At 32.9% G+C, this 20784-nt stretch carries 17 protein-coding genes; 8 read left to right on the forward strand and 9 right to left on the reverse strand.

The features are described 5' to 3' along the window. Positions 1-101: 101 nt before the first annotated feature. The 5 genes from AMS59_RS13710 to AMS59_RS13730 form a co-directional block, all read right to left on the reverse strand. Positions 102-1235, reverse strand: a complete 1134-nt coding sequence (locus AMS59_RS13710) for a hypothetical protein (RefSeq protein ID WP_053484304.1) — start codon at positions 1233-1235, stop codon at positions 102-104. 407 nt (positions 1236-1642) lie between these two features. Next, positions 1643-2227: a hypothetical protein gene (locus AMS59_RS13715; RefSeq protein WP_053484305.1), complete on the reverse strand. Its 585-nt coding sequence runs from the start codon at positions 2225-2227 to the stop codon at positions 1643-1645. Positions 2228-2367: 140 nt separating this feature from the next. Next, on the reverse strand, positions 2368-3384 hold the full coding sequence (locus AMS59_RS13720; protein ID WP_053484306.1) for a hypothetical protein: 1017 nt from the start codon (positions 3382-3384) through the stop codon (positions 2368-2370). A gap of 605 nt (positions 3385-3989) precedes the next feature. Further along, positions 3990-5096 (reverse strand): AAA family ATPase, encoded by a 1107-nt coding sequence (locus AMS59_RS13725; RefSeq protein ID WP_053484307.1) that lies wholly within the window; start codon positions 5094-5096, stop codon positions 3990-3992. Then, positions 5086-5865 carry a DUF6414 family protein gene (locus AMS59_RS13730; RefSeq protein ID WP_053484308.1) on the reverse strand — a complete coding sequence of 260 codons (780 nt, stop codon included), beginning with the start codon at positions 5863-5865 and terminating at the stop codon, positions 5086-5088. The genes AMS59_RS13725 and AMS59_RS13730 overlap by 11 nt, the downstream gene beginning before the upstream one ends. Positions 5866-6080: 215 nt before the next feature. Here AMS59_RS13730 and AMS59_RS13735 point away from each other — a divergent pair, with 215 nt between their 5' ends. After that, positions 6081-7604: a hypothetical protein gene (locus tag AMS59_RS13735; RefSeq protein WP_053484309.1), complete on the forward strand. Its 1524-nt coding sequence runs from the start codon at positions 6081-6083 to the stop codon at positions 7602-7604. A gap of 242 nt (positions 7605-7846) precedes the next feature. Here AMS59_RS13735 and AMS59_RS13740 read toward each other — a convergent pair whose 3' ends face one another. Then, complete coding sequence (locus tag AMS59_RS13740) at positions 7847-8323, reverse strand: hypothetical protein (RefSeq protein ID WP_053484310.1); 477 nt, start codon at positions 8321-8323, stop codon at positions 7847-7849. 530 nt (positions 8324-8853) lie between these two features. Here AMS59_RS13740 and AMS59_RS13745 point away from each other — a divergent pair. The 6 genes from AMS59_RS13745 (at position 8854) to AMS59_RS13765 (ending at position 12129) form a co-directional block, all read left to right on the forward strand. Continuing rightward, the gene (locus AMS59_RS13745) at positions 8854-9222 is read left to right on the forward strand and encodes a hypothetical protein (protein WP_234007775.1); all 369 of its coding nucleotides are present in this window, start codon (positions 8854-8856) and stop codon (positions 9220-9222) included. Between the two features lie 14 nt (positions 9223-9236). Beyond that, complete coding sequence (locus AMS59_RS13750) at positions 9237-10205, forward strand: hypothetical protein (RefSeq protein ID WP_053484312.1); 969 nt, start codon at positions 9237-9239, stop codon at positions 10203-10205. Positions 10206-10278: 73 nt separating this feature from the next. Continuing rightward, positions 10279-10569, forward strand: a complete 291-nt coding sequence (locus AMS59_RS13755; protein ID WP_053484313.1) for a hypothetical protein — start codon at positions 10279-10281, stop codon at positions 10567-10569. A gap of 238 nt (positions 10570-10807) precedes the next feature. Further along, positions 10808-11170, forward strand: a complete 363-nt coding sequence (locus AMS59_RS13760; RefSeq protein ID WP_053484314.1) for a helix-turn-helix domain-containing protein — start codon at positions 10808-10810, stop codon at positions 11168-11170. Positions 11171-11262: 92 nt separating this feature from the next. Next, positions 11263-11394, forward strand: a complete 132-nt coding sequence (locus tag AMS59_RS26710; RefSeq protein ID WP_255350016.1) for a hypothetical protein — start codon at positions 11263-11265, stop codon at positions 11392-11394. Between the two features lie 126 nt (positions 11395-11520). After that, positions 11521-12129: a hypothetical protein gene (locus AMS59_RS13765; protein ID WP_053484315.1), complete on the forward strand. Its 609-nt coding sequence runs from the start codon at positions 11521-11523 to the stop codon at positions 12127-12129. Positions 12130-12184: 55 nt separating this feature from the next. Here AMS59_RS13765 and AMS59_RS13770 read toward each other — a convergent pair whose 3' ends face one another. Beyond that, positions 12185-13999, reverse strand: a complete 1815-nt coding sequence (locus AMS59_RS13770; RefSeq protein ID WP_053484316.1) for a helix-turn-helix domain-containing protein — start codon at positions 13997-13999, stop codon at positions 12185-12187. 516 nt (positions 14000-14515) lie between these two features. On the opposite strand from AMS59_RS13770, the gene AMS59_RS13775 reads away from it, so the two are divergent. After that, positions 14516-15241 carry a M48 family metallopeptidase gene (locus tag AMS59_RS13775; protein ID WP_053484317.1) on the forward strand — a complete coding sequence of 242 codons (726 nt, stop codon included), beginning with the start codon at positions 14516-14518 and terminating at the stop codon, positions 15239-15241. Positions 15242-15291: 50 nt separating this feature from the next. On the opposite strand, the gene AMS59_RS13780 is transcribed toward AMS59_RS13775, so the two are convergent. Both AMS59_RS13780 and AMS59_RS13785 read right to left on the reverse strand, forming a co-directional pair. Continuing rightward, on the reverse strand, positions 15292-17361 hold the full coding sequence (locus AMS59_RS13780) for a DUF262 domain-containing protein (RefSeq protein ID WP_053484318.1): 2070 nt from the start codon (positions 17359-17361) through the stop codon (positions 15292-15294). Positions 17362-17402: 41 nt separating this feature from the next. Next, positions 17403-20330, reverse strand: a complete 2928-nt coding sequence (locus AMS59_RS13785; protein WP_053484319.1) for a type I restriction endonuclease subunit R — start codon at positions 20328-20330, stop codon at positions 17403-17405. Positions 20331-20784 lie beyond the last annotated feature (454 nt).

The raw sequence follows: 20784 nt of genomic DNA on the forward strand, positions 1-20784 counted from the left end.
GTTGACACTCATGCATCATACAAGAGGGCTTTTTATTTTTCAAGCCCCTGAAAATCTTTCTAACAGGAATGCTCCTATATAAAATATCCCCTTTTCATCATCTAGCTACTTGTTAATGGGAGATACTTCTTTATTAAGAATAAAAGTTCGGTGTCCGAGTAAGATTTTATATTTAACTGCATCCGGTTATTAATTAATGTAATTAATTGTTGGATTGCAGGTATTAGAAATATGAAACTATTTCTATGTTTTTCACAAATAATTAGTTCTTGATTTTCGTGATATTGCAATTCTGGTAATCCTCTTTCGCGTATTCTTATAAACAACGCCATGCCTATAGTTTCACGGTGTTTATATAACAAGTCATTTTTTGTTTGGTCTCTTCTAACTTGTATTCTTTTTTTGTGATGATTACCATCAAATTCAATTCCTATAAATAAGGAACATTCAAATAAATCTATTTCAATACGATGCCCTTTTTCCCATGTTATATCTAAATATTTCTTATCAAAATCTCCGATTATTTCATTTAGTATTAATTTTAACAATCGTTCCGCCCTCGAAAACTTATGAGAAGAGTTATGGATTGGACACCCTTGATTTTGTGAAGTTTTGTGTCGTACTTCTTTTAAATAATACATTCCACACAGGTTACACCAAAATGGATATTTATCTGAAGTGCTTGGTAATATCAATTCAGAATCAAATGCAGGATGTAACTTTTCAGCATAATCTGGATATTTAACTTTAAGATTATTATATGGTGTTGCTTGTTTGCCATTGCACATTGGACATGCAATATGACCATATGTGAAATCTGCACACTTCTGTTTTTTCACTTCGTATATGCCCCAATGATGTTCTTCACATTTTACATAAATGTAATCATTAGAAGTTGCAGCTTTAATAGAAGGGAGATACCCCATTGCACTATTTCTTTCCTTGTGCCAGTATTTTTCAATATGTTCGTTCTTAGCTTTCGTTTGCACGCTTGCTTCTATATTTGTGCCTTTGCAAAATTGACAAACAACACCTCCTCTTACCATAGTTTGATAAACTTTCTCCGGTGATTTTACTGTCAATGGACAATTAGGATTATTAAAATCACACTTCCAGAATGCGCTGTATTTATCTTTTACCGTAATCTCATTAAAGCATTTCCCAATTACTTTTTTGTTTTTTTCGGTTGCCCATAATGATAACATTTTCTTTTTTGCTCCCAATTCATTGCTCATTTTAAGTCACTCCTTACTTTTCTATAAGGTCATTCTGTTAAAAAGATATAGATTTTATACAAAAAGTATTTATTATTCTCATTTCTTTATAAAAAAATACATTTTCCGTAAATTATTTTTTACATTTTTTAAAATCAACAGTGTCTAGACCGAGTCAATATAGGTTTTTTAATAAATGAAAAGGAGCACTACTGAACCTATAGGTCCAACAATGCTCCTTTATTTCTATTTATTATTAAAGTAAAATCTTGAGATGGAGTCGATTTTAGGATATTGTCAGCCAATAGTATTATAAAACACATCGGTACTATCCTCCCTGATATAATCTTTAGCAGTTTGAAATGCTTTCTGTATCATAGAATCAAACCAAGATTATTTAATAATCGCTCTAATAATAAATAAAGGTTTCATTTTTTAGGCAATGGAAACTGCTGCATGAAATGCAACAAAGCAGCAGAAGTCAAATCAATCGACGTTACATAGCCCCAATCCTTAACGTATTGAGTCCAATCATCGAGAACTTTCGAGCGAAGCTTGAAACTCGTCGCTCTAGCATCTTGACCAAACACTTGTTGTAACAACGGCTCAAAAGATTTATGCTCATCCTCTTGCAATTGTTTATAATCTACCAACATGAGTTTTAATAAATCCCAATCTACATCATTCGGTATTGTATGTGAGTCATTAATTGATTCTGGTGTTGTAGTTGTCAATTCATCTTCCAACTTTGATTCTATTGTTTTTTGTTTTATACTTCCGATTATTAGATTGCTGTGGGAAATTTTTTCTTCTGGAACAAACTGCTTTATTTTTACATCGTACAAATAACCCTGTTCTTTTAAAATGCTTTGCACGAACTGATGAGAAACATTATACTCACCATTTTTAAAATCCTTTGTAGTTTTGCCTTCAGCTTTCAACTCAAGCATTCTAGCATTAGCAACCTCGATTTGTGACTGTAAATCCAATGCTCGATACTCTTTAATATTCAAATATTAACCCTCCCTTTTTTATTCATATTCTCCCATCGAATTTCTTCTTTAGTTGTTAATAGGAAAATTATAGAGATTTTATCAACCACTTTTTTAAAAAAAATTTACAATAAGAAAAGCAATAATGAGAAGGGGGCTTTTTACAACTCAAATAAATAGCTAAACAATTTAGTTATTTGAGTTTCTTTCAAAATAACTTTTTCATATTGTTTTCCTTCTAAATTCAATTCACCTAACTCTTCTCCATATAATTCACTTTGTTCAATTGGTGATGCAAAGAGATAGCATTCGAAGATTACTTTTCCCTTATCTCTTTGCCGAAGGTTAATTAAAGCAAAAATTGGACCCTGCATATCGTTGAGTGCAAATACACTTACCTCTAACATAGGTATCATGAAGAAATACACTTCACATCTCTCTTTTACATTAGAAGTATTCGTTACGGTATAAACTACTGAATTATTATTTTCAAGCTTTTGTTTACTAACTTTTATCTTTTGGGAATCTGGTAAAATTTCTTTTTCCCATTCATTTAATATTTCATAAACCGTTTCAAATGTATCTCCATGAAAACAAAACCAATACTGATACGACAACGGCTTACCTAATTTAATAATGTTATTTATATTTGAAATCATCGTCTCAACATAGCCCGAATCATATTCATCATCTTTATATTCATCTAAATTCGTTAATATTTCTTTAATATAAATAAATACTTGGTTAATGGAATCTAGTATTTTAACTACAGATATTACATCTGCACGTCTATTGTTAACCAAATATATCTTTCCTTGATAGAAATTATTAAGCACTATAAAAGTATAACGACTAGTATCGAAAAGATGTTGAACACGTTTCAGTGATTCTGTATAATCAATTTTTCGACTGTCTTGATACAAAACAGGATGTGAAATACTTCCATCTAATTTTACATTTTTTAATACATCAGCATCAGATAAGTCTTTTAAAGTGAGTAACGTATTATAATTAGTCAATATATGTTTGTTAAACGCTTCTATAGCGTCGTATAAACAATTTACAGTTACTTGCAGATATTTTTCATTTATCAGTTCTAAGTCCTCCGTTTCAATTATTTTTTTATAATAAGAAAGACTTTCTTCAGTCATTTCTATTCCAATCTCAAAGTAATTCACCTAAATCATCCTCTTTCTCTATATTTTTCTAATAGCAAGCGCACATCTCTTTTTATCGTAATAATCAGATATTTAACCCCGTAAAATATTGCTTACACTTGCCCACAACCTCCCTTGATTAACCTTTAATTTATTATCTTTTTTTACTTTTTTCATCTCTCCTTTCTTAAAAAATACGACAAAAAAAGCATCCGTTACATATAGGAAACACAGTTTTTTTTAAAACTGTAAATCTATAAGCACGAATGCTAATTGAAGTAGTTATTCATAGATTTGGTAGCACATTATAATTTGTGCATATTTATATTATAACACAAATTTTCATAAAAATATTTTATAGATAGAATCAAAGGATACAAAATACTTAGATTATTAACAAAAGCAAGGACATCACGCTGTCACGACATTTTTTTCATTATTCCTATAAAAAAAATTGCATAATTTCTTGCATAAGCCCTTCTGCAATTTTATATTGTTCGGAGGGAATATAAGAATTCATTTTTCCGTCAACTCTAGCCAATATACTAGCTCTATGGCGCCATCAAGGATACTATCCAGGAATATATGCCAAGTAGTACTTTATTGTGTTGGGACATAATAAGACACTAGAGGTTATCAATAAGTGGAACCGCTATCATCTGTTTTAAATATCTCCTTATGTCTCGTGCGTTACTTAGTAGGTTTACTTGACTCTTTAACAAGTCAGGAATAGATTTCCCATTAATTTCGCATTTTTCTATGATATCTCTATCTGCCTGCGTAAACTTTAATAACTCTTCTTCATATATATTATCTATTAACTTCTCTTTTGTTTCATTAGAAAAATGTGAAAATGCAATGAATGCATCGAAGCGAGAATAAATAGCCTCACCCAAATTTTTACGAATATCATCTTCCGACAAATAATTAGAAGTACATAGTATAATTGCATTTTTCAAGTTCACTTCATAATACTTATCAGAATAGATTCCTTCATCAAACAATTGATAAAAAGCACTAAAAAAAGTTCTATTACACTTATCAAATTCGTCTAATAGAATTATATTAGATTCTCTATCTATTAAATCTTTTGCAAACGAGTTACTTCTATCCCCAAAGATATAACTATAAAAGCTTTCGTTATGGTACATTGAAAACTGTTTCCTTAATAGTTTTTTACCTTCATTTACTATTTGATTAATTAAATAGGCTGTTTCTGTTTTTCCTACTCCTGGAGGACCATATAACATTATTATTTTCGGTTTAATATCATTAGGTACGGATAAGTCATATAAAGAGCGTAGAATATCTTTCTTAACATGCTCCTGACCAAATATCTTAAGACTAAACTCTTCTTTTAACTGTTTTAATGAATACTTATCAACCCTTGAGTAATTGTAGCTATCAATTTCAACTTCAAATTCTTTACTATATATTTGAAGTTGATTATAAACACGTGTTGGTGGATTATGAAGGTAAATCTGGTCATATTTTAAAATCGGTTGATATAAAAAAATCCCTACTATAAACATTTCAATAAAAGAACTAGTCACTCCTCCATATTCTTCTGTAGATACAATTAAAGAATCATATGTATTTATCAAATCATCTTCTATAGGATTTGTTCTTCTTGCATCACTCCATCTAACTAATTCAGATAAGTTAATTGTTTTTTCGGTAGGTATAACTGAATTAAAATAACTTTGTGGTCCATAGAATATATTAAATTTCATTATTTCCTACACCACCTAAAATCACATCGTATAATTTGATACGATTATTATTCGGAATATTTGCTCCTTGAACATCCATTAATCTATCTATATCTATTGTTTCTTGTGGTGCTGTTGAATTACTCCCTGATAGCTCATTTTGTATAAGTAATTCATTTTCTGTGCAATCTCCTACTTCAACTGCTATATACATAAGATTCATTTTAGGTAAATCTGTTAACATATATGCATTTTTAAATACATTAATATTAAAACGAAGTATAGCTTTATCTTCCCCTTTAAAAGCTAATAATTCATAGTATCCTTTAGCTGCTGATAAGATTTCATCTACGTTTTGAAGATTAAAATCTTGAATACCTTCTATTGCACCTGAGTCCTCTTTTAGAATCTTCATATAAGGGGCGTACATTTTTAAATACGCAAATGAATCCTTCAAAGCATATACTTTATAACCTTTGAGCTCTACAACCTTCTTTTCATCCAAAAGTTTCCCTTTTAATGTCAAAAAGTCAGTTAAAATAGTATTTGTAACAGTCTTAGTTGCTAAGGAATCTTTTTCATGCGAAACACTGGTACTTACTTTTGTACTAAAAGCAGCTTTAACAATAGTTAAAAAACCAGTTCCTGCCCCTACATCAACGCTACCTTCAGCATTACCTTTTAGACTTACAGAACCGGTTTGTTCATTGATTTCAGTTATTTGTCCCCCATGCTCCATAAGTAAAATATCTGTTGCAGACCCTTCATCAAAATAAATAATTTTCTTCATAAAAGCATCCCTCGCTATTCCAATATTCTCCTATTAATTATATACTTATCAATAAAAATATTGGTGGAAAAATGAAATAACTTTTGACTCTTCAGAATACAAGTACTCTAAAATTCTACCACCCTATTTTTCTCTAAAACACTCATACTCTGTTTTAATTAAAGACCTGTATAATATATTTCGAACTAATAATATTCCAGAAAAGAGGTTAAAGTATGTCCTTTACTGCAAAAGTATATCGTGTATTAATTGCTTCTCCTTCTGATGTTTCTGAAGAAAGAGAACTCATACCTAAAGTACTACATAAATGGAATACTAATAACTCCGCTCATTACAAAATCGTCTTTCTTCCCGTAAAGTGGGAAACACACACTATTCCAGAGATGGGGGAACGTCCTCAAGCTCTTATCAATTCACAAATAGTTAATTCATCTGATATTTTAATCGGAACATTTTGGACTAAATTAGGAACACATACTGGTGTTGCAGAGTCTGGAACAGTCGAAGAAATTCAAGAATTTATGAATAGTTCTAAAAAAGTGATGCTTTATTTTTCTATAAAGCCAGTTATGCCGGACTCTATAGAGCCTGAACAGTATAAAAAATTAAAAGAGTTCCGTATACATTGTCAATCAAAAGGTTTGTATGATACATATGATTCATCCGAACTCCTAGAAGAAAAACTGTTAAATCATTTAACTCTATTTGCACAATCTAACTCTAATGAACCTATTTCGAACGACTTAATAACAACGAATCAACTTTCAGTTGCGTTTTATCACCCTAAAATTCAGAAAGCAAAGAATGTATTCGATTTATTAAAATGGAATCACCTCACTACATCCGAATTTATTAATAGTCAAAAGGAAGTTCTAAGTCAATTAACTCATGAACTTAGTACGACAAAACTACCTATCAGTGCAGGTAGAAACTCCGATAAAGCAAATTTTCTGAATACACCTGTTTCTATTTCGTCCGAAGAACAACAGGAGTATAGTGCCCTTTGTGAAAAATATCTTGGGATTAAATTAGATGCAAATTTTTTTAGTTTTGGAAATCTCAAAAAATCTTCATTACAAATTCCTACTTATTTAGGAGGTTCCCCTTCTTATGAAGGCACAGCAGAAGAAAGGGAAAAGTATAATTTATACACCCAATTCGAAAAGAAGCTTGATGAATTAAAGGGTTACTTAGAAACTTTCGCTTACCTTGAAAACTTTAATATTGCTCCGTTGATTTTAGTTAACTCGGGTCAGCAGTTTAATGAATCGATAACAGTTAAATTAAGCTTCCCTAAGGAAGTCCATATTTTAAACTATCAAAAATTCGAAAAACCTAATTATGCGACAATTAAAACTTTCACTAATGATTTTTTAAGTGCCATACTCCAACCAAAAGAAGATAGCAATATTTTGGAATATTATTCAAAAACTCAATACTCGCCTAGTGTATCTTCAGCCTTTGCAAACTTCTCTTTACATCGCTCTTATAAAGAAGAATGGGATGAAAGAAAGAGAAATTTTGAAGATAAAGCAGAAGAAATTTTATTTTTTGACCTCTATGAAAACGGTGAGAAACAGATTTTGAAATTCCAATTTGACGAATTAAACCCTTCAACTAGTATGTGGTTTCCTTGCTATATTCTTTTTAAATCTTCAAATTCACTAAATATTGATTATGAGATAACTTCAAAAAATTTACCGCAAAAACTTACTGGAACATTAGAATACAAACTATAAAAAGTATAGCCATTCCTAAAAGGAATGGCTATTCTCTATAGAAGCTATGTAATTGAATGAACTGAGCTATGTGTAAGATTTCTACTTATTTAGTTCGAATTATCCTGTTCATCCAGTTATTATTTAGGTTTTTAAAGTATGTTGTTTTCTATTAATATGGCAACAATCCAAATAAAAATGTTCACAAGATGACAATTAAGTATAAGAATTGTATTTTAACAACATCAACATCTTAACATTTGTTACTTATTTTTGTACTTCTCTACAAATTCCAACATCATCTGCGTCATAACATCTTGCATCTTCCATTGATGAAATTTCGTTTTATACAATTCCTCGAATTCTTCGTATATATTATCTTGAACCTTAATACTTTTAGCCACATACTTTGCATTCATAGAACCTATCCTCTTATCAAGTTTTACATCTTGATTTACCTCAAAACGTTGCATTTCTATCAGCATTTGCAATTCCGCAAAATGTTCATGTAAATAGGCCATTAATTGTTTATCTTCATTTATACTATTTAATGTAGCAATTACATACTGTTTAGCGGCTCTATCAAATTTATAGCCAGCTGCTCGTATACCATTAGTTAATGTACTAGTAGACATACCTAATTCAGCTGCTATTTTTTTCAACTCCTGCTTTTGCAATTCTTCATTTAACCAATTCACTTGGTCTTCTACTGATAACTTTCGATATTCAAATCCTTTCACATTCTCACCTCCATTTACATTTGATTGTGTATCATATACAACCCTTCTACAAAATATTACTTTTGCAAAACAAAAGTATGTTTAACCCCTATTAAAGTAAGCTAAATAATACTTTTTCTTACTCTGCTTTTCCTTCACGTTTTAACTCTTCAAACTCCTTAGCCATTAATAAAACACCCGAAAAGTTATAACTCCCCCCATATCCCCATACAATAGGTTGTTATTTCGCAACGAGAACGCAAGTTACGAGACAGCTGGTTACAGATTCATTCCCGTTCTCGGAACAATGCAAATGAAAGGAGGTGGTTCAAATAACAACTATCAAAGCAATTACCAAACAGGAAATTAATTTACTTCATGCATTTAAATCTTGTGGAGTAATGCTTCACGAATACATCCTTAGCTACATCTCCAATCATCGACTCTCGATATTTATAAGAGATGGGCTAATCAAAAAAGCCTCTACTTTTCTACATGGCAATAGCAACTTCTTTATTTATTTTCTGTCTGCTAAAGGTAAAAGGTTAGCGTTGAAGGTTGGTATATCTGGACAGTGGTATCGGTCTGCATCCGTATCGCATGATATTGAGGTATTGAAGAAGTACATGTCATTGCCATTGGAAGCAAGGCTAACATGGCAAACAGAAAAGGAACTGCAAATTGTTCTCTACCAAACATTACAAAGTTATGAACAACTAAAGGATTACGAAAAAGTAGAAGAGATAACTGGTCTAATAGAAGATAAAAAGATTAGCGCTACAGACGGAGCTTATGAATCTAATGGAAAGCTACAACTGTTTGAAGTAATTACTCGTAACTATACATTTGAAGACATCCTAGCAAAATTACTTTTTACCGATGCTTTAAATTGCCAAATTGAAATGAGATATACAAGATGAAGGGAGGAGTCATTATGACATCAACAACATACAAACAAAAGATTGCGGAAGAACACTTAGACGTCATTAAAATCATTTATCTTCTCGGAAAAGGGATTATGTGGCGAACGCAGTTAAAACAGTATCTGCAATACTTCTTGCAAATGACGGATAAGAAAATTGCTTCTGCAATAGCTGCACTAAAGGATGCTGACATTATCCATATACACCGTTACTGCAATCGACAAGTTTTACGGCTTAAAAAGTTTGGTATTTACTTCTTAACCAAGCAAACAAGAAAGAATACCGCAAGTATCACTTTTACAACGGCTAAAGTATTAAAGAGTGCATTTATTAATGCCATTTTGCTCTACGAATTACACCAACGTGAACTCGATATGAAAATAGATGAGTATATCAAAATGATTAAAAGTAACACAACATTACTGGCGAAGGATAAAAGCAACCATCATATATTGACTCCATTGTTGCAAAACCCTTTCTACAAGAATGGATGGGAAAAAATCCGTTCAGAGGTAGAACTATTAGAAGAAATTAGACAGAACAATATTAACAGATTGAATCTACACCCCCTTACTAAAGAAAGCATATATTATTACGATTTTAACCTGAATGCCATCCAATCAAGAGGGGTCTATATCGGCGGTTGGCACTATTCTAACGCTTACACTGTTTATGATAAAAGAGTGAAGCTACATGGCCCCATTATTTATATTGTTGATACTAACAATAAATATCGAAATGTCGCGAAACTTGAGAAACTATTAAAAGAAATTCGAGATTACTTTGATTCTCTTCTTAATACGCCACAGGGCTTTACCATTCAATTCAAAATCATTGTAGAGGATGCAAAAACAGAAATGTACTATCGTAATAATTCAGCATATAACACTCTTTGCGAGCACTCGGTATTGAATGAAATTGAATTGCTCAACCTCAACGTGCTACACGAAGTATTCGCCGGCGTTAACTTAATTAGATAACACTATCTATAGCGTTATATCTAATGTATTTTTGCATATGATGTAGCATTCTATAAAATGGAGTTGTTGCAACATGGCAAAAGGAGAGGCAATCACAATAAAGTTACGCGAGTCGCATATTGCTCGTATCAAAACAATTCGTAATCAATTACTTGGAGAGTTACAGATGGATTTAAAGGAATGTAAATGTGTTATTAAAAAAAAGCATTTAAAAAATAAGCTAGACTACTTTAGTGGTTTAAGTATCGAGCGATTAGCAACACTCTGTTTTATTTCAGGGTTGACTGTTGATACGCTGGTTCCTGATTTAAAAAGAACAATTTCTCTACATGTAGTATTTAACAGTATTACAAATAGACCTTAGTCATAAATAGCTACCGTTCCAACGGTAGCTATTTATCATTTATATGAGTCTTTTATAACTTTACAATAGATGGTCATTAGCTTTTAATGTCATCAATAGTTATCTGATTTATACAACATATTAAATACTTTAATAAATCTTTTATAGCAAATGAATAATTCATCAATAACTCAACTATAATAGCTTGTTTTTAATAACAGAGGATTCTCGATTTGAGAAATATAAGGAGGAAATGAAGTTGACAGTAGATGTAACAACAAAATTAAACCCTGGAGCAATTATTAAGATTTTACGAAAGGACCGTGGCTACTCTCTTCGCGAATTAGCAAATGAAGCAGGTATTACCGCCTCATATTTATCAAAATTAGAAAATGACATCAACACAGATATTAGTTTAGCTGTATTTTCAATGTTGTGTAGAGCACTCAATGCAAATCCTAAAATTTTTTTAGACGAGGACTTACAATCAAAGCTTATGCATCCTATGGATTTACACGATTTTTTCTTAATGCAAGAACTGCATTATAATGGTTCGCCACTTACTTCTGAACAAAAAGAAGTAATGCTTGCTGCTATAATTAATAGTTTAACAGATGAATAATTCACCAATAGCAAGTAGATGATTCTGCTTGCTTTTTGGTTTGTTATTTTATTACATTAAATACAACATTAAAAGTGTGAGGTGATATTATCATGACCAAGGACAAAAAAGTAAATCAAGGTCTTCAGCCAAAAACGAGCACTGATAAATCCACTAAAATTAAAGCAAGTTTCGATAAAGCTGTAAAGAAAAATGGGAAAGCATTAAAGAGATTATCTAACTAAAGATAACCTCTTCCTAATGATATTCACATTACACTAATTATTTTTTAGCTTGTGGAAGAAAAGTATTCGAACCTTTAAACCTCACGATACAACCAATAAAGTCTTGTTTTCAAAGGAGAAATTTAATTGAAAAAAGTAGCAATAATCGACGAATTAATAAAAAGTGAGATACCTAAATCTTTTACTTTAGAAAATAAATTTACACATATCCGCGGTTTTCATGGTTGTCGTCCTTTAGACATACATACTTACTACTCCAAAGGCATTCAAATGCTTGATAAGGAACAACTACTGCATGAAACATTATATCGTTTAAATGATATCTTCCTTGATAAAAAAAGCATTATAGAGGTATTTGAAAAACATTGGCAGTCGGAAGCTATTGAAAGAAAAAGTATTTGGTTCACTGTTTCAAAGCAAGAATTACTATTAAAAGCAGGACATTATATGATTTACGGGAGTGAGTTTATACAAGGTATTGCTGCGGATTTAGTAAGCCATCAGCTATTAAAAAATCACGGAATACCTACAATTTTTTCGATTGACGTACCAATTGAAACTATTCCTACTGAGTACCTTAATTGTTTGAAAGATAACATAAAAAACAAAGACACTAGCGGTGGTTTTAAATCTACCTCTCCTATTTCTAAAGATGATGTCATTGAACACCTTCATCCTTTGAAAATTGTCGATTGGCACAATAAAGGAAGCTATTATCTAAATCAAATGAGATAATAAATGATTAAGTATGAATAAATCATACCCTATGAATTATTCATATTTAATCTTTTTATCTTGCTTCCATTTTTAAATCAATCAAGTGATAAACCGTATGAGGCACGTTGCGAATACATTTCGTTTCCTTAAAAATAACGCCTTTATCATGCAGCCTTTGAGTAAGCTTCGACAACGACGTTTGACTCTTCTTCCCCAAATGCTTAGCCAATTCTTTCTGACTCTCCCAACAGTTCCCACCTAAATTACCTGTTGCTCTAACAAAATAGATATACAACTTTAATTCGCTTCCAGTAAGAGTCTTTAATAACCAGTCAGCAACTTCGATTGGAATCATGGTAAACCCATCCGCTGTATTAAAGTATGGATTTACATAGTATTCGTAGCCTTCTCCCTCTCTCCGATTCATCCGTTTCTTTATAATTAATTGATTCTGTAGTAACGGCTTTATATTCTTTTGTAAAGTTGAAATTGATACTCCTACTATCTCTAACAATTGTGTTAAAGTGAAATTTGATATATCCTGTTTCTTTTTTGCAATATGCATTGCTAAATAGATGCGAATCGAGTTATCTGGTAAATCTGCATAGTTATCAAATAGCATATTCGGTAAAATAACCTTGTCCTCTTTGGAAAACTTTTCAAACTCCAAATACCCATATACTTTAGCCATTTCTGGTGTATATTTCCCATATCTAGCCTCAATATCATAACGATATAATCTCTTCACTTCTGAATTAATTGTTGCTTCATCAATTATTGGATTGCATACCTCTCCCCAAACTGTTAATACATTTATGATTTGTTCTAGACTAAGCCCTAAAGTATTTTTTAAAAATGGAATTAGGAACAACATAGTATCGTTACGTATCCCTTCTTTTGTCCCCATAAGCATTTTTTGTATTGCTAAAGGTAATCTTTCAAAAGGCACTGTAGGATATAAAGATGTGCCTTTTTCAGCAAGATTATTTATTTCTACTTGTTCTCGATAATATGTTAATTCTTTTTTCTCTATTTTTTTTGCTTTTTTTTCTGCATTCAAATGCGGTTTCTGTTCAATATTTTCCAGGGTTTGTAATTCTGATATATCTATTTGATTTTCTAATATATCTGGCATAGTTTGTAGCTTTTCAAATACTTCCACAACATCATATCGGTTTTCAGTCTCATTACTCATACAAACTGGTATAACTTCTCGACTACCTTCTTGATAATATTTATTTTTTTTATCAAGGGATTTCGAGTTGAAAGTAAATGGTAATCTCATTACACGCGCAGCATCACTAATATTACTATCCACTTTAAAACCTTTTTGCATAAGCAATGTAGTAAATTTCTTTAGAATTTCTGTATCGTACACGCTTTTTTTCAAGAGAATAATTGATTGAAAACCATGCCCTGTAAAAATGTCCATTGTTTCAATACCTAATCGTTGTAATTTTTCCTTTTCTTTCAGAAATTCGTCAGCGGTTATATCATCAAAATCCATCGGTAAAATACATGTAAATACAGCATTTTGATTGTTCACTTTTCCTTTTTGCATTGATTTACCGTTTTTAGTTTTTACCTCTTTTTGATAGTTAAAAGCAAATGTACTGTAGTAAATACAATATCCTTCACCATTGATAAGCTTTAAAAACTTGCGTAATTCGTCTTTATCTTTCTGCTGTAATCTCCATGTATTATAACTTCTTATATATTTAGCATTTTCATCTCTCTTAAGAGGTCGTAATTCTATGGCACACTTATTCCAAGTGTCCTCTTTTAAAAACGGATAAATAGTCTGTAAAAATGTAACAATTTTATTGAGCTGATTGTCAATTTGTTTTTCATTAAAAGTAGAAAGTGTCATAGGTGTAGTTGTTTTCACTTTATATACCTCAATTCATTCAACTGTACTGTTAAAGGCATAATATAAAAAAACACTACATTTGCGGACAAAAAGCGGTCGTACATCACAAAAATTCGGTTTAACAATATTTCTTATCATCTTTAAGTTTATTTATATATTACATTAGCCCCTCCTTCCCTCCGCTCTCCTCTCTGTTTTATTATTATTATGAAATTTTCCGATTTAAAAATTAAAAAACTAGTGTTCTCAAGGCTTGAAGCTTGTTCATACCTTATGAATTCTTAAGATTTAATAAAATACCTAAATAGGTACTTCTAGTTTTTAATATGTAATTTCTAAGAAAAACTACACCAACCATTCTCAAAGGCTTTAATAAGATTCTAAAATATTTTAGACGCAACTTAACTTTGCTGCATGATAATTATCACTCATACTTGTTAAACAGCTTTTTAAAAATATTAAGCCAAATTAATCTTATAAATAAATGTCTTCATGATAAAATAATGTAATAATAATTTGGTTGGAGGGATTGTATTGCATACCATTCAATTCGGAAACGCTATAATCCCATATGAAGTAAAGTGGAGCAATCGCAGAAAGACCATCTCAATCGCAGTAGATAGTAACGGTGTCTATGTGACCGCGCCGACAAATACACCTCAAGAAAAAATAGTTTCGGTTGTGTACCAAAAGGCGAAATGGATTCGCGCACAGTTAGCGCATTTTAACGAAATGAATGACAGTATGCACCATCGTTCATTTTTAGCTGGTGAGAAACTACCCTATTTAGGTCGGCAGTATCGTTTAAAAATAGAAAAAGGAGAGTCTATCTTATCTCCATCGTTTAAATTTCAGCAAGGTACTTTTATTGGTCAGTTACCAGCTGATATTGCAATGGAAAATCACCGTGATATATTGCTACCGTTATATGAGCAATGGATAAAAACTACAGGTGAAGTATTTATCAAATTACGTATGCAACGTTTTACAGTGAAATTGCAGGAGGAACCGGTTGCTGTAAAAATTAAGGAACAGCAACAACGCTGGGGGAGCTGTACACCTAATAGACAAGTATTACTTAATTGGCGCATCCTTTTAGCACCTGTATCTGTAGTGGATTACGTATTAGCTCATGAATTAGTTCATTTAAAACATATGAACCATTCAAAGGAATTTTGGGATACATTAGGAATGCTTATGTCGAATTATGAAGAGAAGAAAGAATGGCTTCGAATGAATGGAAAGACGTTGTATATATAAAAAAACAAGCCATGTATTGCTTAAATAGCAGATACATGGCTTTGATTCTATTACATAAAATTCAAGAATAAAAAATCATTCTTTGCTTCATCATTTTCAAACTTGATGCCCCATCTTTTTTCCATAAATTCCAAAAGAACTAATCCTCGTTTTAAAATTGCTTCCGCATTCCAGTCAGGGTATGCTGCAACTTCTATTTCACTGTGAGAACCGTCCCTATAACCTTTATGAGACCTGTTTAATGGGGAAACTTTATCAGGAAAACTATCATTTTGCATGCTAGAATTTTTACTATTCGATAATGGTAATAAGTTACCTAAAGTGCCCGTTAATATTCCTTTTAGCTCATCAGAATATTGTTGAAAACCTTTTGTCCAGTAATCATTTGTAGGTGTTTGAGGATAAATATGCTCTATAGATACTTTGTCTTTCTCACTTTTAACAAATAAGTTCCAATCTATTTTCTGATTTCCATTTTGCAATACTTTTTCATGCTCATATTCATATAAAAAGTATTGCAATCCGTTCCACCAATAAAATCCTCCACCATTAGTATAATGTCTTGTAATATATGCTTTAAATGGTTGATAATCAAATGCAGATGTTGGACTTAACCAATTTTCAATTCTATCATTTAGTATCTGACAGATTTCATCAATCGTAATATCGTCATTGTTTAATCTTTTTGTTAATCTATAAAACTCACTGTTACGATATGTTGATAATGCTCTCCCAAGTCTAAACGCAATAAATATAAACCTCTCAACAGCTTTAAATAGTTTTATTCTATCAGCTACAGTTATATCTGAACGCAGAAAAGACACTGAAATTAACGGTCTAAAGTAGGCAATTCCTACTCGATTTAACCTATCTAGCCAGAGTTGTTCTTCAGAAGTTAAATCATTGTTATTTAAGGGGTTAAACGAGTTGTACCAATGTACGGCAGTTGATTGCAAACTTTTAACGTAATCTGAAATTTCTTTTGGTGAAAGCTTAGCAATTGTTTTAGATTTTTCTTCAACAGTAACTTCTTCTAGTTCTTCTGGTTCCACTCCATCTTTTAATTCGGAGACTTCTGTAATCGAATCTAATTTCACTTCAATTTTGTTAAAGACATTTTGAGGATTGAATTTTTCATCAAGTAAAAACTTTATGTAGTCGTCACCCTTTTGTCTCGAATATTGAAAATACATTATCCAATGAGCCGTTAAGAAGTCATCATCTGACAAAGGATTTTTTTTATTACGCCCTAGTTGATAATATACTTCTTTCCAAGCGTTATTAATATCTGAACGAAGTATGTCCCGCTCATCATTAGATAACTCATATGATTCGTACAATGTTGTTAAATAAATTAGACGATTTTTTAATAGCTCTAGATTCGACAGTTTTTTCCCTCGATTATTCATCGTTTCAAAAGCGACAAATACATCAAAATCGTCTTGGATTTCATGCAAATTGAACATCAAGTTTTGCGTAAGCTTTTTAAATAATCCTTCAATCTCAATCAACCCATAAGTTTCATAAAAATTCTTTAAGTTAGATTCAAAAAACTGTTTAGCATTTTCCAAATTCAATGTATAAAATGTTTCAGTAATTGTGCCTGCATCCGGCTCACCTAAAATTTTATGTCTTAGATACTCAAAGCTTGGATTATCTGTTTCATAACTAAACTTATACGTATTCACAATGAATTGCGGTGGCATTTGAACTACAAGGTATTCCTCTTTAATCTGTTGAAGGCTAAAAGTTCCTAAATAGATTTCAGATTCCTTTTTTCCAACATTCTCTTGAAGTGATTTTACTAAATTTATTATTTCACTAACAAAAATAACCAATGTAGTTAAACGTTGTTGGCCATCCACTATGTGAAAAGGTTTAAATCCACGGTCATTAATCAACCATCTTTCCGCAATCCATTTGTCACCGTTATAGTCCTCTTTTGAAACTTGTTTTAATGACAATAAACCAGTGTAATGAAATCTATCATTCGGCAAATTTATAACATCTTCCCAAAAATCTTTTAGCTGTCTTTTTTGCCAAGAGTACCCACGTTGGTAATCCGGGATTTTGAAGATTCTATCTTTAAAAATACTTTTTAATGACTCCAATGTTTGCATGAACTATTCACTCCTAAAATAGGTTGATGGAAGTAATTCTCTTATTTCTTACCATACTGGTTCTCTGCTAACGCAATAAAATACCCCGTCAGCATTGATGCATCACTCATCGACATTTTCTCTTTAAGCAGTTTGATTTTTAAATCAGCCGTTAATTTACGCTTAAAATCAGTTTTGGATGACCAATCGCTAATTGGCGTAACGGTATCTTCTATAAACCTATGGACGTCTACAGCAATTTCTTTTAAATTGTACGTTGCACTTTCTTCATGAACTTCAAAGAGCTTATTATAATAAGGCTCCTGCAAGCTTGTTAAGCCGCTTTCTGTCTTCCCGCTAACTTTGGTTACAATAGCTTCTCGCGCCTCTTCTAGCTTCTCTAACAGCTCAAAAATCGTTAATTGACGCTCTTTGTACTTTTCGATTAGCTGCTCTACCTTTTCCTTTAGAGATGTGTAAAACACTTTATCTTCATCAAGGCGTACAGAGATTTCCTTCTTAATTGCATGCTCCATTTGGGCTGCTTTTGTTTCAGGTTTCGTATTCTTCTCGACTTCTTCCTTGAAAGAAACATCTAAAATTGAAACCGGGTCACGTGCATCAATACCTTCCGTAAACAAATAGTTCTGCACAAGGCGGCGCACCTTTTCACCGCACTCTGAAATATCCATACCATCATCAATCGCAAAACGTGATTTCGCTAGCTGGCGAATTGCTCCAAGACGTTTTAAATCTCCTACAAATCGTTCTGCCTTTGGACTTGGTAACACCTTATCCATACTTTGTGCAAAACGTTTATATGAGATGTCGAAATCTGCACGTACATCTTCATCTGTTAAGCGTAAAATGGCATCCTCTAAGTTTGAAGGGGCTAATCCATCGAAATAACGAAGTGCAGCACGATGACGTTGCTCTAAACGCGGCATTTCATCATCAATTGACTGTAGTGCCCCTTTCACATCATTCGCACTGAAAATCTCTAGCGCTTGGTCTAAGAATCGAGAAACCCCAAAGTAATCGACAATTAAACCATACGATTTATTGTCATCGTATTTACGGTTTGTTCGAGCAATCGCTTGTAATAGGTTGTGCTCCTTTATTGGCTTGTCTAAGTACATTACTTGCTCAATTGGCGCGTCAAAACCTGTCAGTAGCTTATCGCATACGATGAGCATTGCTAGCTTGTCCTCGTCCATCGGCTTTTTGAACCGAGCAATGAGATTTTTCTCTTCTTCTTTGGAAATATGATATTTACGCATTTCCTCTGAATCGTTTTGACCCGCAGAGAAAATAACAGCTGTTTCAAATTGTCTTGCTGCAAACTCATCAATCAGCTTTTTATATTCAACTGCTGCATGACGAGAAATCGCTACAACCTGCGCTTTATAGCCGTTCATTAAGATTTTACTTTCAAAATGACGTACAATATCTAATGCAATTTCACGCATACGGTCCGGGGATGTTAGTAATAGCTCATCATTTACGTATTTTTGTTTAATCTTTTCGCGTGTATCCCCGTCGTACTCATGGAAAGAACGGGAAAACAGCTCGTCTAATGAATCTCCTTTTACATGTAGGTTTGGTAAACGGGATTCATAGAAAATCGCAACAGTGGCTCCATCTTCAACAGCTTGTTCGATAGTGTACTTATCTATATAAGCACCAAACTTACCCGTTGTTGAACGCTTTTCCTTTTCGATTGGTGTACCTGTAAAGCCAATGAATGTTGCATTCGGTAACGCTTTACGCATATTCATAGCTAAACCTTTATATTGCGAACGATGGGATTCATCGGTCATGACAATAATGTTTTGTGATTCCGAGATAATTGGAAACTGCTTCTCGTCATTTCCTTGGAACTTCTGAATAAGTGTCATGATTGTACTACCTGCACCTTTAACTAGCTGCTGCTTTAAATCTGCTACCGACATTGCCTGTGTTGGGTTTGGGAAGCCCGATTGTGTAAAAGTCGCTGTAATTTGCTCGTCTAAATCCTGACGGTCTGTGACAATGACAAGCATCGGATTTTGTAGCTTTGTTTGACGACGTAGCTTCATAGCTAAGTAGACCATCGTTAATGATTTACCAGAGCCTTGTGTATGCCATACAACACCACCGCGAAGGGCTGGCTTATCTTCTGTTAAAATACGGTCAATCGCCTTGTTTACAGCACGATATTGCTGATAACGTGCAAGCTTTTTCACCTTGCCATCAAAGACGATGAAATTACGCATTAAATCGAGTAACGCCTCTTTACGGAGCATCCCTGCAACTAATACTTCCTGTGCTCGTGTAGAACCTACTTCCTCTATAGTTAAAGGATACGGGTCCTTCCATAAGCCGTAGTGCTGCGCCTTAGCAAATACCGTTCCTGCTCTTGCACGGTCACGACTTGTGACGATTAAAATTTGGTTGTACCAAAACAGCTTGTCATTCGTTTGCATATAACGCTCAAATTGACGCACACCTTCTGGCAACTGCTTGTCTACCTGTACTTTTGGACTTTTACATTCCACTAATACAAGCGGCAAACCATTTATGTACAGCACAATATCTGGACGAATTGTACCGTTCGCACTTTCAATACTTAACTGATTGACTGCAAGAAATTCATTATTATTTGGATGTTCGAAATCGAACAAAGTGACGGTCTGATTTTTCTTACCACCACCGACATCTTGTAATACTGAAATCCCTTGTCCAAATAACCATTCAAAAATCGTTTTATTAGCATGCCACGTATCCTCTGCTTGAAGCGAAACAAATTGCTTCACAACCTTTTCAACATTGGCATCATTTATCCAAGGGTTTAAAGCTCGAATTGCATTCGCAAAGCGCTGTTCAAGTACAATTGCTGCCTTTGATGAACGCTCTGCCTCAAGTTCTGACCCTTGCATATGAATATAGCCATAGCCTTTTAGCTGCTCAATAAACGGCAGCTCTACCTCGATATTTTCTAATCCACTCATCTACATTCACCTGCTATCCTACACCCTTACAACATACGAACCGATTTATTGGCCTCATCGTACTCCATAATTTCTGTTTGGAATGAGATGCCCGTATGTACGGATATAATATTCACCTAATGTTTCATGACGCTTATTGCTGTAATCACGTAAAATGAAAAAGATTTTGCGATACTCTGCTGGTGCTAAATGAAAGTAATACATCGCCTCGTTCCAGACGGTAAGCTTCGCACTCGGTACATTATCCCTGGAAGTCCAGCGATGCGATTTACATTCAATAATGATTTTCTCCTCCGCATCCGGCGGCATACCTAAATCAAAGCGATGATTTTTCTTATGCTCTAGCCCAATCGGCAGACCAACATCTTTGATGATTTAATAGCCTATCCCTGTAAAATAAGCGTATGCAATGTCCTCAAAACCTCTCCCATTAGTGAGCATTACTAATTGAACC

Source organism: Lysinibacillus sp. FJAT-14745 (genome assembly GCF_001275675.1).
Taxonomy (GTDB): Bacteria; Bacillota; Bacilli; order Bacillales_A; family Planococcaceae; genus Lysinibacillus.

Excerpts from the sequence above, each read along its gene's own strand:
- AMS59_RS13780 (WP_053484318.1), bottom strand. The coding sequence starts at position 17,361 with ATGCAAACATTGGAGTCATTAAAAAGTATTTTTAAAGATAGAATCTTC.
- AMS59_RS13735 (WP_053484309.1), top strand. The coding sequence starts at position 6,081 with ATGTCCTTTACTGCAAAAGTATATCGTGTATTAATTGCTTCTCCTTCT.
- AMS59_RS13725 (WP_053484307.1), bottom strand. The coding sequence starts at position 5,096 with ATGAAATTTAATATATTCTATGGACCACAAAGTTATTTTAATTCAGTT.
- AMS59_RS26710 (WP_255350016.1), top strand. The coding sequence starts at position 11,263 with ATGACCAAGGACAAAAAAGTAAATCAAGGTCTTCAGCCAAAAACGAGC.
- AMS59_RS13730 (WP_053484308.1), bottom strand. The coding sequence starts at position 5,865 with ATGAAGAAAATTATTTATTTTGATGAAGGGTCTGCAACAGATATTTTA.
- AMS59_RS13710 (WP_053484304.1), bottom strand. The coding sequence starts at position 1,235 with ATGAGCAATGAATTGGGAGCAAAAAAGAAAATGTTATCATTATGGGCA.
- AMS59_RS13750 (WP_053484312.1), top strand. The coding sequence starts at position 9,237 with ATGACATCAACAACATACAAACAAAAGATTGCGGAAGAACACTTAGAC.
- AMS59_RS13755 (WP_053484313.1), top strand. The coding sequence starts at position 10,279 with ATGGCAAAAGGAGAGGCAATCACAATAAAGTTACGCGAGTCGCATATT.
- AMS59_RS13785 (WP_053484319.1), bottom strand. The coding sequence starts at position 20,330 with ATGAGTGGATTAGAAAATATCGAGGTAGAGCTGCCGTTTATTGAGCAG.